We start from the raw sequence: 14,458 nt of genomic DNA, 5'->3' as shown, positions 1-14,458 counted from the left end.
TCTTCCATGCCCCACAGCCAATCCTCTGCACCTCGCCGCCGGGTCGGCCTCGCGCGCGGAGCGTCGCCGTGGCTCCTCCCGACCGCGGCCACGGCGGCGGTCAGTCTGCTGCGTGCCCGCCGCTCCGGACGCTGGACGGCGGTGGCCGTCCCCGCCACCGTTCTCACGGCCGGCATGCTGTGGTTCTTCCGCGACCCCGAGCGGAAGATCACCGAGGGCGGGGTGGTCTCCCCCGCCGACGGCGTGGTCCAGAGCGTCATGCCGTGGAAGGACGGGCGCACCCGCGTCGCGATCTTCATGAGCCCGTTGAACGTCCACGTCAACCGCGCCCCGCTCAGCGGCACGGTCACCTCCGTCGAGCACGTCCCCGGCGGTTTCGTCCCGGCGTTCAACAAGGAGAGCGAGAACAACGAGCGGGTGGTCTGGCACTTCGACACCGAGATCGGTGACGTCGAGGTGATCCAGATCGCCGGCGCGGTGGCCCGGCGGATCGTGCCGTACGTGCCGCGCGGCTGCAAGGTCGAGCAGGGCGAGCGGATCGGGCTGATCCGGTTCGGCTCCCGGGTGGACGTCTACCTGCCGGAAGGCGTGGGCTCCGCGGTCGAGGTCGGCGAGACCATGACGGCTGGGGTGACGCGCCTTGACCGTGACTGAGCACGAGACACACGGCAGCTGGGTCAGCGAGATCGAGGAGCAGGACGACGACCTGCCCCTGTCGACACGGCTGTCGATCGCCGACGCGCTGACCCTCGGCAACGCGATCTGCGGCTTCATGGCCGTCTACTTCACCACCACCGGCGTGCTGGTGCCGCACCTGATGGGCAACGGCGACAGCGCGATGTCCAAGCACAGCGCGGCCAACGCGGTGACGCTGATGCTGATGGCGTCGGTCTTCGACCTCTTCGACGGGCTGGTCGCGCGCAAGCTGCGCAGCTCGGCGATGGGCGCGGAGCTGGACAACCTCTCGGACCTGATCAGCTTCGGGCTCGCGCCCGCGTACTTCGTCGTCGTGTGGGGCATCGTCTCCGACGACGCGCACGGCAAGGTGGCCGCCGCCGCGGCCGTCCTCGTCGTACTCGCGGTGGTGCTGCGGCTGGCCCGTTTCTCCTGCACCACGCTGCGGGACGGGGTCTTCCAGGGCATGCCCAGCCCCTTCGGGGCGATGACCGTGGTCTCCCTGGTCCTGCTGGAGCTGCCCTTCCTGCCCACGGTGATCGCGATCGTCGGGGTGGCCTGGCTGATGGTGAGCCGGGTCGAGTACCCCAAGCCGCGCGGACGGCTCGCGCTGATCACGTTCTGCTGGACGCTGGTCAGCATGGGGTGCCTCGCCGCGTGGACCCTGAACATTCCCGGTGGGCACCAGCTTCTGCAGGCGGGCTGCGCCCTCCAGTGTGTGGCCGCGGCCACGATTCCCGGGTTCGCGACGACCCGTCGGGTCAACACGATCCGGGCGAACCGTCGTGAGCGCGCTACCGCCCGGTAGGCGGTCCCCCCGGGTTTCCCCGTCCTGTCGGTTCCGGGACCACCGGTGAGTGGTGGGTCCTCGCGCCGTTCCCCGCGCCCCTTCGGCTACCCGCCGTCGGGGCCGCGGTGTTTCCCGGCCGCGGTGTTTTCCCGACCCCAGGCCGGTGGCCTGCTGAGCACGGCTCCCTCCGCCTCAAGCACGGAGGGAGCCGCAGCTGCTCACGGGTGGTCCCTGAACCGGCAGGACGGGGGCGGCCCGGGGGTTCGTTGCCCCGCTACCCCAGGAAATCCCGCGCGAGGGCGACGGCCGCCCGCTCAAGAAGCGGCCCCGCCTCAGCCATGGACCGCTGGACGTCGGGCTCCAGCTCGGCAAGTGCGTAGGCGCGGCTGATCCCCGCCCCCGCGAGCTCCGCGGGGGAAAGGGCGAGGCGGCCGCAGACCGCCACCACGGGCACGCCGGAGGCGTTCGCCGCCGCGGCGACCCCGACCGGGGCCTTGCCGTGCAGGGTCTGGGCGTCGAGGGACCCCTCCCCGGTGATGACGAGGTCGGCCTGGGCGAGGGCGGCGGCGAACCCGAGGACGTCGAGGAGGACGTCGATCCCGGGCCGGAAGGACGCGCGCAGCCCGACGAGGGCGCCGTAGCCGATCCCGCCGGCGGCGCCCGCTCCCGGGGCGTCGGCGGCGCTGAGCGCGGCACCCCCGAGGGTGGCGCCGAGTACGGCCGCGTACTGCCCGAGCGCACCGTCCAGCAGCGCCACGTCGTCCTCGGAGGCGCCCTTCTGCGGCCCGTAGACAGCCGCGGCGCCCTTGGGCCCGCGCAGCGGGTTGTCGACATCGCTGGCGAGCACGATCCCGGTGTCCGCCAGCCGCGGGTCCAGCGCGGACAGGTCGGCGGTGGCGAGCGACGCCAGCGCGGCGCCGCCGGGGGCGACGGGCACCCCCTCCGCGTCCAGCAGCCGCGCGCCGAGCGCACTGAGCATGCCCGCGCCGCCGTCGGTGGTGGCGCTGCCGCCGACCCCGAGCACGATCGTGCGGGCACCGTCGTCGAGCGCGGCCCGCAGCAGCTCACCGGTGCCGTAGGTGGTGGCGGTCAGCGGCGCGAAGACCCCGGGCGGCAGGTGCCGCAACCCGGACGCCTCGGCCATCTCGACCACCGCGGTGCCCTCGCGCAGCGCGTACGCGGCCTCGACCGGCTCGCCGAGCGGGCCGGTCACCCGGGCGGTACGGCGCTCGAACCCGGCGGCGACCGCCGCGTCCACGGTGCCGTCGCCCCCGTCGGCCACCGGAAGCGACGTGACGGTCACCTCGGGTGCGACCTGGTGCAGGCCGGCCGTGACACGGGCGGCCACCTCGACCGCGGTGAGCGAGCCCTTGAACTTGTCCGCGGCGACGAGCACATGCCCCGTCGGCCGTCGTACTGCATCGGACACGTGAATTCTCCTGATCCGAAACGGAACGTCGCGCCGCTCCGGACCTTATCCCACGTGCGGTGCGCGCCCCGTAGGTTGGTGCGCATGACCACCGACTACGCCACGTACATCGCCTCGCTGCCCAAGATCCTGGCGAGCGCGAACACCCTGTTCCGGTCGGCCGACGGCCGGGTCCTGCTCGTGGAGCCCAACTACCGGGACGACGGCACCTGGACGCTGCCGGGCGGCACCATCGAGTCGGACCAGGGCGAGAACCCGCGGCAGGGCGCCCGCCGGGAGACCCTGGAGGAGATCGGTCTCGACGTGCCGCCGGGCGCGCTGCTCGCGGTGGACTGGATCGGCGGGACCGCGCGGCCCCCGCTGGTGATCTACCTCTACGACGGCGGCGTGCTCGGCGAGCAGGAACTCGGCGCGATCCGGTTGCAGGAGGAGGAGTTGGACTCCTGGCGGCTGGTCGAGCCCGACGACCTGGAGCAGTACCTGTACGCGAACGGGGCGCGCCGCATCCGCGCCGGGCTGGCCGCGCTGGCGGCGGGCACCGGACCGGTCGAACTGGTCGACGGGGACCCGGCGGACGTGGGCGGCTCGTCCGCTCAGGCCGACTCGGCCACTCCAGCCGACTCGGCCGGCCCGGCCGACTCCGCGGGGAGTTGACCGCCGCGGCCGGTCACGCCTTGGGGATGTCGAAGAAGTAGGTGAGGCCGCCCGCGAGCCGGATGTCGCCCTTCAGCTTCAACTTGCGGGTGAAGAACAGGGTCGGCCCCGAGGCGTTGCCCGAGACCAGCTTCAGGAACTCCGGCGCGGCCATCGTGAGGCTCAACTGCGGTGTGCGGTCGGTGCGTTCGGTGACGACGGTGCAGGCGCCCCGGGCGATGTGCGTTTCGTAGACGTCGTCGCCGTCGCCCGGCTCGGTGCCGTTCTCGGTGATCCGCCAGCGGATCAGGGCGTCCCGGCCGCCCGCGGCCTCGGGCTTGAAGAGGGTGTGCATCCGCCCGAACACCTCGTCGAGCACCCGGCGGCGCTGCGGCCCGGCCATCAGCTCGGTGATCCGCCGGCCGGGCAGACCCTTCACGATGCGGGCGAACTCCCGGGGCTCGACCGACCCGAAGTCCAGTGCTTCCAGGTCGAGATCATCAAGTGCGGCCATGCGAACGCCTCTTCCTGTTCCTGACTTCGGAGTAACCTTACTCATGAGTAAGGTTAATGAACCGCTCTCCACGTGGCAAGGCTTCCCACCGAGACGGGACATCCGTGCCCCTTGCCCCTTAGGATTCCGCCCACGGGGGACGACGGCTTTCCGCTTCGCGGACGGCCCAGCTGGCATCGCTCCGACGGGAGTCGGGTCGGGCACGACCCCGGCACTCCCATTTCGAGCGACAGAAGGCGGAAAGTCCCATGGCGGAACGGCAGTTCCTCGGACACGGCACCAACACCGGTGCGGAGAAGTTCTGGTACGTCCTCGGCTGCATCTACTTCGGTGCCTACTACATGGCCAAGGTGCCGGTGAAGAAGGCGCTGAGCGAGTACGGCCTGGTCGAGATGACCGGCGCGGAGAAGTTCTGGTACGTCATCCTCTGCATACTCTTCGGCAGCGGCTACTTCCAGAAGGTCGTCATCAAGCGGGCGCTGTCCGAGGTCCGCGACCCCAACGGCGCGTTCCCGGCCGGCGGCCAGCCGGCGCAGCTCGGCTACCAGCAGCAGCCCAACTACCAGCAGCCGGCGCCCGGTTACGGCTACCCGCAGCAGCCCGGCGGTCAGCCCGGCCAGCAGCCCGGCCAGGGCTACGGCTACCCGACCGCCTGATCACACCGGTCACCCCGCAGGCGCGGCCCAGTGGGGGTCGCGGCCCAGCGCCGCCACGATGCGGTCCAGGGCCGCGGCCCCCTCGGGCGCCGCCACCCCGGGCGCGAACGCCGCGCCCTGCGCCGTCCGTTCGGCGCCGTCCGGCACCGCCAGCGCGATCCGCAGCGTGACGTCGAGCAGGTCCGCGTCGAACTCGGCCCGCGCACCGACGGACTTGGCCACGTCCCAGGCGTGCACGACGGTGTCCACGAGCTGGAAGCCGACCGCCACCTCGGCGCGCAGCGGCTCGGGCCGGACCTCGGGCAGCCACATCCGGCTGCCCGGCAGGTCCTCGATCGCCGCGAACGCGGCAACCACCTCGGTGCCGGACGCGGCGAAGACCTGCCCCGGGTCCTCCCCCGCCGCCACCGGGCGGTCCGCCCAGATCCCCATGTCCTCGCGCTCGCCGCGCGCCGCCGCCGCGAACCCGTGGTTCTGCCCGGTCATGTGCGCGAGCAGTCGCCCCAGGTCCCAGGAGCCGCAGGGCGTCGCCACCCCGAGCCCGTCCGCCGACACGCCACCGACCAGTGCCGACGCCACCTCGATCGCCGTACGGTGATACCCCCGAAGATCACTCATCCCGCCACCCTAGCCCCGCGGGAACGCCGCCGCGGGCTTTGTCAGGAGGCGGTGCGTTCGCCGACCGGGCGACGGCGCAGGCTCACCTGCCGAAGGGCCGGCGGCACGTCCGCCTGGTCGAGGGTGCCGACGTCGGTGCCCGCGTCCGGTGCCCAGCCTGGGGCGGTTCGGGGGTCGGCGGGAGAGACGTCCTCATCCAGGGACAGCCGGTCCCTGGCTGCGCCCGGCGTCCCGGTGCATGGTGGAGAGGTGGACAGAACCGAGCTGGCCGACTTCCTGCGCCGCTGCCGTACCCGGCTCGCCCCTGCCGACGTGGGGCTCTCCGAAGGCCCGCGGCGCCGCACCCCGGGGCTGCGCCGCGAGGAGGTGGCGCAGTTGGCGGGGATGTCCACGGACCACTACACGCGGCTGGAGCAGGCCAGGGGTTCGCACCCGTCCCGCCAGATGCTCGCCGCCGTCGCCCGCGCGCTGCGCCTGACCGGCGACGAACGGGACCACCTCTTCCATCTGGCCGGCGAGGAGCCCCCGCGCGGCAACCGGCCCGCCACGGAGCACGTCCGCCCCGGCCTGCTCCTGCTCCTCGACCGGCTGACCGACACCCCCGCCCAGGTGGTGAGCGACCGCGGCGACATCCTCGCGCAGAACCCGATGGCCAAGGCGCTGCACGGCGACGCGTCCGCCCGCCCCGAGGCCGAACGCAACATCATCTGGCGGTACTTCACCAATCCCGCCGCGCGGGACCTCATCCCGGCCGAGGACCGGGAGCGGGCCGCCCGCGTGTCGGTGGCGGACCTGCGCGCGACCTGCGCCCGCCGCCCGGACGACGCGCGGCTGGCCGGGCTCGTCCGCCGGCTGCGCGCCCGCAGCGAGGAGTTCGCGGCGCTGTGGGACGACCACCGCGTGGCGGTGCGCCGCAGCGACGTCAAACGCTTCCTCCATCCGGTGGTCGGCCTGCTGGAGCTGGACTGCGAGGTGCTGCTCAACCCTGACCACGACCAGCGGCTGATCGTCCACTCCGCCCGCCCGGGCAGCGAGTCGCACGAGCGGCTGGAGCTGCTGCGCGTGGTCGGGCTCCAGGAGCTGGCCCGCGGCTGAACCGCCCGTCGCCCGTGGCCGGGCCCGCGGTCGTGCCCGTGATCGTCACCGTGGCCGTACCGCCCCACCAGGCGCGTTGCCGTGCCCGCCGCACGCCAAACCGTTACGGTGAGTGAGTGAACGCGGCGCGGCGGGCGGGAGAAGGCAGGACCGGCGGGGGCGGCAGGCTCGACGCCGCGGAGCGGGCCCGGCGCATCCACCCGGCCAAGCGGGTGCTGCTGGGCACCGCAGGAGGCGTCCTGCTGCTCGTCGGGGTGGCGCTGCTGGTGCTGCCGGGTCCCGGGATGCTGCTGGTGCTCGCCGGGCTGGTGCTGCTCTCGCGGGCGATGCCCGCGGTGGCCCGGTTCGAGGAGCCGGTACGGGTCCGGGCGATGCAGGGCGTCGAGGCGAGCGTGGCCTCGCGATGGCGGATCGCGGGCACCGCGCTGGTCGGCCTCGGGCTGATCGGCGCCGGGGTCGTCTGGGGCGCGCGCCTGGTGTCCGGGCTGCCCTTCGGCGGCTGGTCGACCGGGTCCAGCCTGGTCCTCTCCGGCCTGGTGCTGCTCGGGCTGCTGGTGTGGAGCCACCGCCGGGTGCACGGCTCCTGACCGCGCGGCTCCTGACCTGCCCCGCTCCTGACCTGCCCGGCTCCTCACCTTCGGGGCCCGAACCGCGACGCGCCCGCCCGCGTGCCCGACCTACCGGCGGGCCGCCGCGCGCCGCAGGTGCCGCAGCACCGCCTTCGCCGCGTGGTGGCCGCTCATGCCGTGCACGCCCGGGCCGGGCGGGGTCGCGGCGGAGCAGAGGAAGACCCCGGGGCGTGGCGTGGCGTACGGGATCGCGGCGAGCCGGGGCCGCAACACCGTCTGCAGGCCGGAGAACGCGCCACAGGCGATGTCGCCCTCGACGTAGTTGGCGTTGCGGGCGGCGAGCCCGGCCGGGCCGGTCACCGCGCGGGCCAGCACCAGGTCCCGGAAGCCGGGCGCGAACCGTTCGATCTGCCGCTCGACGGCGTCGGTCGCGTCACCGTGCCAGCCGCGCGGGACATGGCCGTACGCCCAGAAGACGTGCTTGCCCTCCGGCGCCCGGGACGGGTCGACCACGGTGGGCTGGGAGGTGATGAGGAACGGCGTCTGCGGCGGGCGGCCGGTGACGGCGCGGTTGAGGGCGTCGCCGATCTCCGTGTACGTGGGGCCGATGTGCACGGTGCCGGCTTCCCTGGCGACCGGCGCGGTCCACGGCACGGGGCCGTCCAGCGCGTAGTCGATCTTGAAGACGGACGGCCCGTGGCGGTAGCCGCGGTAGACGTCGCCGAGCGCGGCGATCCGGGCCAGCGCGGTCGGCGAGGTGTCGAAGACGTAGGCGCGGGCGGGCGGGAGTTCGTCGAGCTTGCGCACGGTCACGCCGGTGGTGAGGACACCGCCGAGTTCGGTGAGGTGGGCGGCGAGCGCGTCGCTGATCGCCTGGGAGCCGCCGCGCGCCACCGGCCAGCCGCGTTCGTGCGCGGCGAGCGCGAACATCAGGGCCATCGCACCGGTGAGCGGCTCGCTGAGGCGGGCGATGGCGTGCCCGGCGAGACCCGCGAGCATCGCGCGGGCCTTCGCGTCGTGGAACCGGTACGCCAGCAGCCCGACCGGCGGCAGGCCGGTGAGGCCGAACCGGGCGAAACGGTAAGGGTCCTTGGGCAGCCCGGACCACGGCGGCCGGAAGAAGTCGGCGGCCATCGTCTCCCAGTGGCCGACGTACGGGGCGAGCAGCTTGCGGTAGACGGGGGCGTCGCGCGGCCCGAGCGAGGCCGCGGTCTCGCCGACCGTACGGGCCAGCACGGCCGCGGTGCCGTCGGGGAAGGGGTGCGCCATCGGCACCCGCGGCTGGAGCCACTCCAGGCCGTGCCGGGCCAGCGGCAGCGTACGGAAGACGGGCGAGCCGACGCCGAAGGGGTGGACGGCGGAGCAGGGGTCGTGACGGAAGCCGGGAAGCGTCAACTCCTCGGTGCGGGCGCCGCCGCCGACGGTGTCGGCCGCCTCGTAGACGTGCACGGACAGGCCCGCGCGGGCGAGTTCGACCGCGGCGGTCAGCCCGTTGGGGCCGGCGCCGACCACGACCGCGTCGGCCACCACCGCCCGGCTCACCGCGCGCCGCCTTCCCGGCCGGCGTCCGCGGAGTTCCCCGCGTTCCCGGCGTCCGCGGCGTCCTCGGTGAAGCCGACCCCCAGGGTGCGCACCACCCGCCGCGCCGTCGCCTCGTCCCGGGCCACCGTGAACGGCAGCCGGTTGCCCCCGGCCACGCGGAACGGCTCCCCGGTCGGCGTCAGGCTCGCGCCGCCCGCCTCCGAGACCAGCAGCAGCCCCGCCGAGTGGTCCCAGGGCGCCTCCCAGAAGAACGCCACCCCGTCCGCGATCCCCCGGGCCACCTCCAGATAGCCCAGCCCCGCGCTCGTGGTGCACGGCACCGTCTCGACGCCCGCGGCCTCCAGCCGCTCCAGCGCGGCGCGCTCCTCCTCGTCGCGGAAGACCGGGTTGGAGATCCATATCCGCAGCGGCTCGCGGGCGCCGGCGGTACGAAGCCGCTCGCCGTCGAGGTACGCGCCCCGGCCGCGTCCGGCGGTGGCGAACAGGCCGAGCAGCGGGGCGTACGTCCAGGAGGCCACCGGCAGGCCGCCGCGCACCAGGCTCACCAGCGTGGAGAACCCCTTGTCGCCGCGGACGAACGCCGAGGTGCCGTCGACCGGGTCGACCACCCACACCGGGGCGTCGCCGCGCAGCAGTTCCAGCCGGGACGGGTCCGCGGCGACCGCTTCCTCACCGACCACGACGGACCCGGGCAGCAGCGCGGGGAGCCGTTCGGTGAGGGCTTCCTCGGCGCGCCGGTCGGCAGTGGTGACCAGATCGTGCGGGCCGTGCTTCTCCACCACGTCCGCGGCCGTCAGTTGCCGCCAACGGGGGACGACTTCCGCCGCCACCACGTCCCTGACCGTCTCCTCGACAGCGGCGAGGAGCGCGTCATCGACCGCATCAGCATCGTTGGCCATGCGGCCATCCAACCAGACAACGGTGTCCCGCCGTGACGGTGCCGGTCTCGTCCCCGGCTGTCGCCCGGTGGTGGCTCGCGCGCGCCCGGGAACCGCGGCGAACCCCTGCGCCGGGTTACCGCAGCGCCGGAACGACGTGGGCACCGTAAGCGTCGATGACGGACTCCTTCGCGTCGTGCATGGCGTAGAGCGCGAACTGGTCGACGCCCAGGTCACGGAGTGCGGCGAGCTTGTCGAGGTGCGCCTCGGGGGGGCCGAGCACGCAGAAGCGGTCCACGATGTCGTCGGGCACGAACGCGGTGTCGGGGTTGCCGGTCCGCCCGTGGTGCGCGTAGTCGTAGCCCTGGCGCTGCTTGACGTAGGCGGTCAACTCGTCGGGCACGAGCGCGGAGTGCTCGCCGTAGCGGGCGACGAGATCGGCGACGTGGTTGCCGACCATCCCCCCGAACCACCGGCACTGCTCGCGGGCGTGCGCCAGGCCCTCCGCCGAACCGTCGGTGACATACGCCGGGGCGGCCACGCAGATGGTGATCGCGGCCGGATCGCGGCCGGCCCGCTCCGCGGCGGCGCGCACCGCCTTGACCATCTGCTCGGCGAGGTAGACGTCGGCGAGCTGGAGGATGAACCCGTCGGCCTTCTCCCCCGCCATGGCCAGCGCCTTCGGCCCGTAGGCGGCCATCCACACCGGCAGTTCGCCGCCCTCCACCCACGGCAGCCGCAGCGCGGTGCCGTCGACGGTGGCCTCGCGGCCCTCGGCGAGGTCGCGGATCACGGTGATCGCCTCGCCGAGCCGGGCGAGCGTGTTGGGCGGGCGGCCCGCCACCCGCATCGCGGAGTCGCCGCGCCCGATGCCGCACACCGTGCGGTTGCCGTACATCGAGTTGAGGGTGGCGAACGTGGACGCGGTCACCTCCCAGGTGCGGGTGCCGGGGTTGGTGACCATGGTGCCGACGGTGAGCCGGTCGGTGTGGTCGAGGATGCGGCTGTGGATGACGAACGGCTCCTGCCACAGCACGGCGGAGTCGAAGGTCCAGCCGTGGCTGAAGCCGTTGCGCTCGGCGCGGCGCATCAGGCCGACGACGTTCGACGCGGGCGGGTCGGTCTGCAGGACGAGTCCGAAGTCCATGGCGGCACCGCTCCTTCAACGTGGGGAGGCTCGCAGGGGGTCGGCGGGGTTCGGCGGGCGCCGAACGACGTCAGCCGAGGAACTGGGACGTCAGCCGAGGAACTGGCAGGTGCCGCGCGGCACGTACTGCCCGTGCCCGGCCCGCCCGACGTACGCGCCGTCCTGGATCACCGGCACCCCGCGGGACAGGACGGTCTGCGCCCGCCCGGTGATCCGGCGGCCCTCGTACGCGCTGTAGTCGACGTTCATGTGGTGGGTCTGCGCGGAGAGCACCTGGCCGGCGTGCGGGTCGTAGACCACCACGTCGGCGTCGGCGCCGGGCGCGAGGGTGCCCTTGCGGGGGTAGAGCCCGAACATCCGGGCCGGGGTGGCGCAGGCGATCTCGATCCAGCGGCGCCGGGTGAGGTGGCCGTCGAGGACGGCCTGGTGCAGCAGGTCCATCCGGTTCTCCACCCCGGGCAGGCCGTTGGGGATCTTGGAGAAGTCGCCGACGCCGATGTCCTTCTGCCCGGTGAAGCAGAACGGGCAGTGGTCGGTGGAGACCACCTGGAGGTCGTCGGTGCGCAGGCCCTGCCACAGCGCGGCCTGGTGCTCGCGCGGCCGCAGCGGGGTGCTGCACACGTACTTGCTGCCCTCGAAGCCGGGTTCGGCGAGGTTGTCGGTGGACAGGAACAGGTACTGCGGGCAGGTCTCACCGAAGACCGGCAGGCCCTGGTCGCGGGCCGTGATCAGCTCGGCCACCGCCTGCTGCGCGGAGACGTGCACCACGTACAGCGGCGCGCCGGCGACCCGGGCGAGCTGGATGGCGCGGTGGGTGGCCTCGGCCTCCAGCAGCGCGTGCCGGACCTCGCCGTGGTAGCGCGGGTCGGTCTTCCCCGCGGCGAGCGCCTGCTGGACCAGGACGTCGATGGCGATGCCGTTCTCGGCGTGCGTCATGATCAGGCCGCCGTTGGCCGCCGCGCGTTGCATCGCCCGCAGAATCCGGCCGTCGTCGCTGTAGAACACGCCCGGGTACGCCATGAAGAGCTTGAAGCTGGTGACGCCCTCCTCGACGAGGAGGTCCATCTCCTTGAGCACCGGCTCGTTGACGTCGGCGACGATCATGTGGAAGCCGTAGTCGATCGCGCACCGCGCGTCGGCCTTCGCGTGCCAGGCGTCGAGGCCGGCCCGCAGGCTGCCGCCGACCTGCTGGATGGCGAAGTCCACGATGGTGGTGGTGCCGCCCCACGCGGCGGCGCGGGTGCCGGTCTCGAAGGTGTCCGAGGCGACGGTGCCGCCGAACGGCATCTCCATGTGGGTGTGCGCGTCCACGCCGCCGGGGATGACGTAGCGGTCGGTGGCGTCGATGACGGTGTCGGCGGTCCAGCCGGCCGCGGTGTCGCTGTCGTGGGCGGCGAGCGCGGCGATCCGCCCGCCCTCGATCAGCACGTCGGCGTGGACCTCGTCGGCGGCGGTGATCACCAGGCCGCCGCGGATGAGGGTGCGGGTCACTGCGCGGCTCCTTCCTGCACCGGAGGCGCGGACTTCGCGGCTGCGGACGGCTGCGGCGGCGCGGACGGCTCCCGTCCCGCGGACGACCCCTGCGCGGACGACCCTTGCGCGGACTGCCGCTCCAGTTCGGCCTGCGCGGCGCTCAGGGCCGCGCTCAGGGCGTCGGCGCCCTGCTCCGCCTCGGCCACGGTGAGCGTCAGCGGCGGGGCGATCCGCAGCGCGTTGCCCGCCCGGCCGCCCTTGCCGATCAGCAGGCCGTGCTCGCGGGCGGCTTCGAGGACCAGCGACGCGGCGGCCGGCGACGGGACATCGGTGCCGGGTTCGACCAGTTCCACCCCGAGCATCAGACCGCGGCCGCGCACCTCGCGGACGATGGTGCTGCGCGCGGCGACCGCGTCCAGCCGGGACTTCAGCAGGCCGCCGACCCTGCGGGCGTTGCCCTGGAGGTCGTGGTCGAGCAGGTAGGCGAGGTTGGCGAGCGCTCCCGCGGTGGTGATCGGGCTGCCGCCGAAGGTGGAGATGGAGTTGGCGTCCAGGCAGTTCATCACCTCGGCGCGCGCCACCACACCGCCCATGGACAGGCCGTTGCCGATGCCCTTGGCGAAGGTGAGGATGTCCGGCGGACCGGCCTGGTCGTGCGCCTGCCAGCCCCAGAAGTGGTCGCCGGTACGGCCCCAGCCGGTCTGCACCTCGTCGGTGATCCACAGGATGCCGTGCCGGTCCAGCACCCGCTTGAACGCGGCCAGCAGACCGTCGGGACCGGAGGTGAACCCGCCGACGCCCTGCACCGGTTCGGCGATGAGCGCCGCGATCGTGCCGTTCGCCTGCCCGAGCAGGTCCTCCAGGTCCTCCACGCACGCGGCGGTGAACTCCGCGTCGGTCAGGTGCGCGTACGGGCCGCGGGCGCGGACCCCGCCGTGCACGTAGAGCGTCTGGAGCGGGGAGAGGCTGGTCGGGGACCAGGCGGAGTTGCCGGTGATGCCGATCGAGGTGAAGGACCGGCCGTGGTAGCTGTTGCGCAGCGCCAGCACCTGGTTGGAGCGGCGGTAGGTGGTGGCCAGCAGCAGCGCGGTGTCGTTGGCCTCGGTGCCGGAGGTGGTGAAGAACACCCGGGCGTCCGGGATGCCGGACAGGTGGGCGATCCGCTCGGCGAGTTCGACGGCCTGGCGGCTGAGGTAGAGCGTCGAGGTGTGCAGGATCTTCCCGGCCTGCTCGGTGACGGCGGCGGTCACCTCCGGCAGCGCGTGCGCGGTCATGGTGGTGAGGATGCCGCCGAAGAAGTCCAGGTAGCGGCGTCCCTCGGCGTCCCAGACGTGGCGGCCCTCGCCGTGCGTCAGCTCGATCGGCCGGGCGTAGTAGGTGGCCAGCCAGTCGGGGAGCACCGCCTGGTGGCGGGCGTACAGCGCGGCGTGCGCGCTCTGGGTCGCGGTGGCCATCTGCTCACGCCTCCGTCAGGTCGCCGTAGGCGTCCGGCCTGCGGTCTCGGTAGAACGCCCAGGTCTGGCGGACCTCGTCGATCAGGTCGAAGTCGAGGTCGCGGACGAGCAGTTCCTCCTTGCTGTCGGAGGCGGCGCCGTCCACGAGTTGGCCGCGCGGGTCCACGAAGTAGCTGGTGCCGTAGAAGTCGTTGTCCCCGTACGGCTCGGTGCCGACCCGGTTGATCGCCGCGATGAAGTACTCGTTGGCGACCGCCGCGGCGGGCTGCTCCAGCTGCCACAGGTACGCCGACAGGCCGCGGCTGGTGGCCGAGGGGTTGTAGACGAGCTGGGCGCCGGCCAGGCCCAGGGCGCGCCAGCCCTCGGGGAAGTGCCGGTCGTAGCAGATGTACACGCCGATCCGGCCGACGGCGGTGTCGAAGACCGGCCAGCCGAGGTTGCCGGGCTTGAAGTAGTACTTCTCCCAGAAGCCCTTGACCTGCGGGATGTGGTGCTTGCGGTACTTGCCGAGGTAGCTGCCGTCGGCGTCGATCACGGCGGCGGTGTTGTAGTAGAAGCCGGACTGCTCGACCTCGAAGACCGGCACCACCATGACCATCCCGGTCTCCTTGGCGAGCGCCTGCATCCGGCGCACCGTCGGGCCGTCCGGCACCGGTTCGGCCCACCGGTAGTGCTCGGCCTCCTGGACCTGGCAGAAGTAGGGGGCGTTGAACACCTCCTGGAACCCGATCACCTTCGCGCCCTGCGCGGCCGCGGCCCGCGCGTGCTCCTCGTGCTTGGCGATCATCGACTCGGTGTCACCGGTCCAGGTGGCCTGCACCAAGGCGGCCCTGACGACGTTGCTCATCCGCAGCTCCTCTGACGTGACGTCACGTCGGTTCTACGCCCGTAGATCCCAGCCGTCCGACGAACGTAAGTCCCGCGCTCCACTCTGGCAAGGCCCGTGCGGTTACCAGCCGACAACGGGCATGTTTCCTGCCCGCCC

General features: G+C 73.3%; 15 protein-coding genes. 6 read left to right on the top strand and 9 right to left on the bottom strand.

Annotated elements, in window-relative coordinates:
- Positions 1-6: 6 nt before the first annotated feature.
- The gene (locus tag ACIPAE_RS23930) at positions 7-654 is read left to right on the top strand and encodes a phosphatidylserine decarboxylase (RefSeq protein WP_329363520.1); all 648 of its coding nucleotides are present in this window, start codon (positions 7-9) and stop codon (positions 652-654) included.
- Positions 641-1,483 (top strand): CDP-diacylglycerol--serine O-phosphatidyltransferase, encoded by an 843-nt coding sequence (gene pssA, locus ACIPAE_RS23925; protein ID WP_329363522.1) that lies wholly within the window; start codon positions 641-643, stop codon positions 1,481-1,483. The genes ACIPAE_RS23930 and pssA overlap by 14 nt, the downstream gene beginning before the upstream one ends.
- Positions 1,484-1,739: 256 nt before the next feature.
- Here the strand turns inward: pssA and ACIPAE_RS23920 are convergent, their stop codons facing one another.
- Entirely contained in the window at positions 1,740-2,894 is a 1,155-nt protein-coding gene (locus ACIPAE_RS23920) for a glycerate kinase (RefSeq protein WP_402447730.1), read from the bottom strand.
- 84 nt (positions 2,895-2,978) lie between these two features.
- Here ACIPAE_RS23920 and ACIPAE_RS23915 point away from each other — a divergent pair, with 84 nt between their 5' ends.
- The gene (locus ACIPAE_RS23915; RefSeq protein WP_402447728.1) at positions 2,979-3,548 is read left to right on the top strand and encodes an NUDIX domain-containing protein; all 570 of its coding nucleotides are present in this window, start codon (positions 2,979-2,981) and stop codon (positions 3,546-3,548) included.
- A gap of 13 nt (positions 3,549-3,561) precedes the next feature.
- On the opposite strand, the gene ACIPAE_RS23910 is transcribed toward ACIPAE_RS23915, so the two are convergent.
- Positions 3,562-4,041: an SCP2 sterol-binding domain-containing protein gene (locus tag ACIPAE_RS23910; RefSeq protein WP_329363528.1), complete on the bottom strand. Its 480-nt coding sequence runs from the start codon at positions 4,039-4,041 to the stop codon at positions 3,562-3,564.
- 248 nt (positions 4,042-4,289) lie between these two features.
- Between ACIPAE_RS23910 and ACIPAE_RS23905 the strand changes: the two genes are divergently transcribed.
- Complete coding sequence (locus ACIPAE_RS23905; protein ID WP_328470995.1) at positions 4,290-4,697, top strand: hypothetical protein; 408 nt, start codon at positions 4,290-4,292, stop codon at positions 4,695-4,697.
- 9 nt (positions 4,698-4,706) lie between these two features.
- On the opposite strand, the gene ACIPAE_RS23900 is transcribed toward ACIPAE_RS23905, so the two are convergent.
- Positions 4,707-5,315, bottom strand: coding sequence for a TIGR03086 family metal-binding protein (locus ACIPAE_RS23900; RefSeq protein WP_402447725.1), 609 nt, complete (start codon positions 5,313-5,315; stop codon positions 4,707-4,709).
- A 249-nt stretch (positions 5,316-5,564) separates the two neighbouring features.
- Here ACIPAE_RS23900 and ACIPAE_RS23895 point away from each other — a divergent pair, with 249 nt between their 5' ends.
- Positions 5,565-6,410 (top strand): helix-turn-helix transcriptional regulator, encoded by an 846-nt coding sequence (locus tag ACIPAE_RS23895; protein WP_329363533.1) that lies wholly within the window; start codon positions 5,565-5,567, stop codon positions 6,408-6,410.
- A gap of 194 nt (positions 6,411-6,604) precedes the next feature.
- The gene (locus tag ACIPAE_RS23890; protein ID WP_402447950.1) at positions 6,605-6,997 is read left to right on the top strand and encodes a PGPGW domain-containing protein; all 393 of its coding nucleotides are present in this window, start codon (positions 6,605-6,607) and stop codon (positions 6,995-6,997) included.
- A 90-nt stretch (positions 6,998-7,087) separates the two neighbouring features.
- Here ACIPAE_RS23890 and ACIPAE_RS23885 read toward each other — a convergent pair whose 3' ends face one another.
- The 6 genes from ACIPAE_RS23885 to ACIPAE_RS23860 all read right to left on the bottom strand — a co-directional run bounded on the left by ACIPAE_RS23885 (position 7,088) and on the right by ACIPAE_RS23860 (position 14,320).
- Positions 7,088-8,506: an NAD(P)/FAD-dependent oxidoreductase gene (locus ACIPAE_RS23885; RefSeq protein WP_329373779.1), complete on the bottom strand. Its 1,419-nt coding sequence runs from the start codon at positions 8,504-8,506 to the stop codon at positions 7,088-7,090.
- An 11-nt stretch (positions 8,507-8,517) separates the two neighbouring features.
- The gene (locus ACIPAE_RS23880; RefSeq protein ID WP_329363535.1) at positions 8,518-9,420 is read right to left on the bottom strand and encodes an inositol monophosphatase family protein; all 903 of its coding nucleotides are present in this window, start codon (positions 9,418-9,420) and stop codon (positions 8,518-8,520) included.
- 115 nt (positions 9,421-9,535) lie between these two features.
- Positions 9,536-10,546, bottom strand: a complete 1,011-nt coding sequence (locus tag ACIPAE_RS23875) for a TIGR03842 family LLM class F420-dependent oxidoreductase (RefSeq protein WP_329363537.1) — start codon at positions 10,544-10,546, stop codon at positions 9,536-9,538.
- 90 nt (positions 10,547-10,636) lie between these two features.
- Positions 10,637-12,037: a dihydropyrimidinase gene (gene hydA / locus ACIPAE_RS23870; RefSeq protein ID WP_328470983.1), complete on the bottom strand. Its 1,401-nt coding sequence runs from the start codon at positions 12,035-12,037 to the stop codon at positions 10,637-10,639.
- Positions 12,034-13,473, bottom strand: coding sequence for an aspartate aminotransferase family protein (locus tag ACIPAE_RS23865; RefSeq protein ID WP_402447722.1), 1,440 nt, complete (start codon positions 13,471-13,473; stop codon positions 12,034-12,036). The genes hydA and ACIPAE_RS23865 overlap by 4 nt, the downstream gene beginning before the upstream one ends.
- A 4-nt stretch (positions 13,474-13,477) precedes the next feature.
- Positions 13,478-14,320 carry a nitrilase-related carbon-nitrogen hydrolase gene (locus tag ACIPAE_RS23860; RefSeq protein ID WP_329363541.1) on the bottom strand — a complete coding sequence of 281 codons (843 nt, stop codon included), beginning with the start codon at positions 14,318-14,320 and terminating at the stop codon, positions 13,478-13,480.
- Positions 14,321-14,458: the final 138 nt, after the last annotated feature.

The sequence above is a fragment of the Streptomyces sp. NPDC087270 genome (genome assembly GCF_044744625.1).
Classification (GTDB): Bacteria; Actinomycetota; Actinomycetes; order Streptomycetales; family Streptomycetaceae; genus Actinacidiphila.
This window is presented reverse-complemented; position numbering and strand designations above follow the sequence as displayed.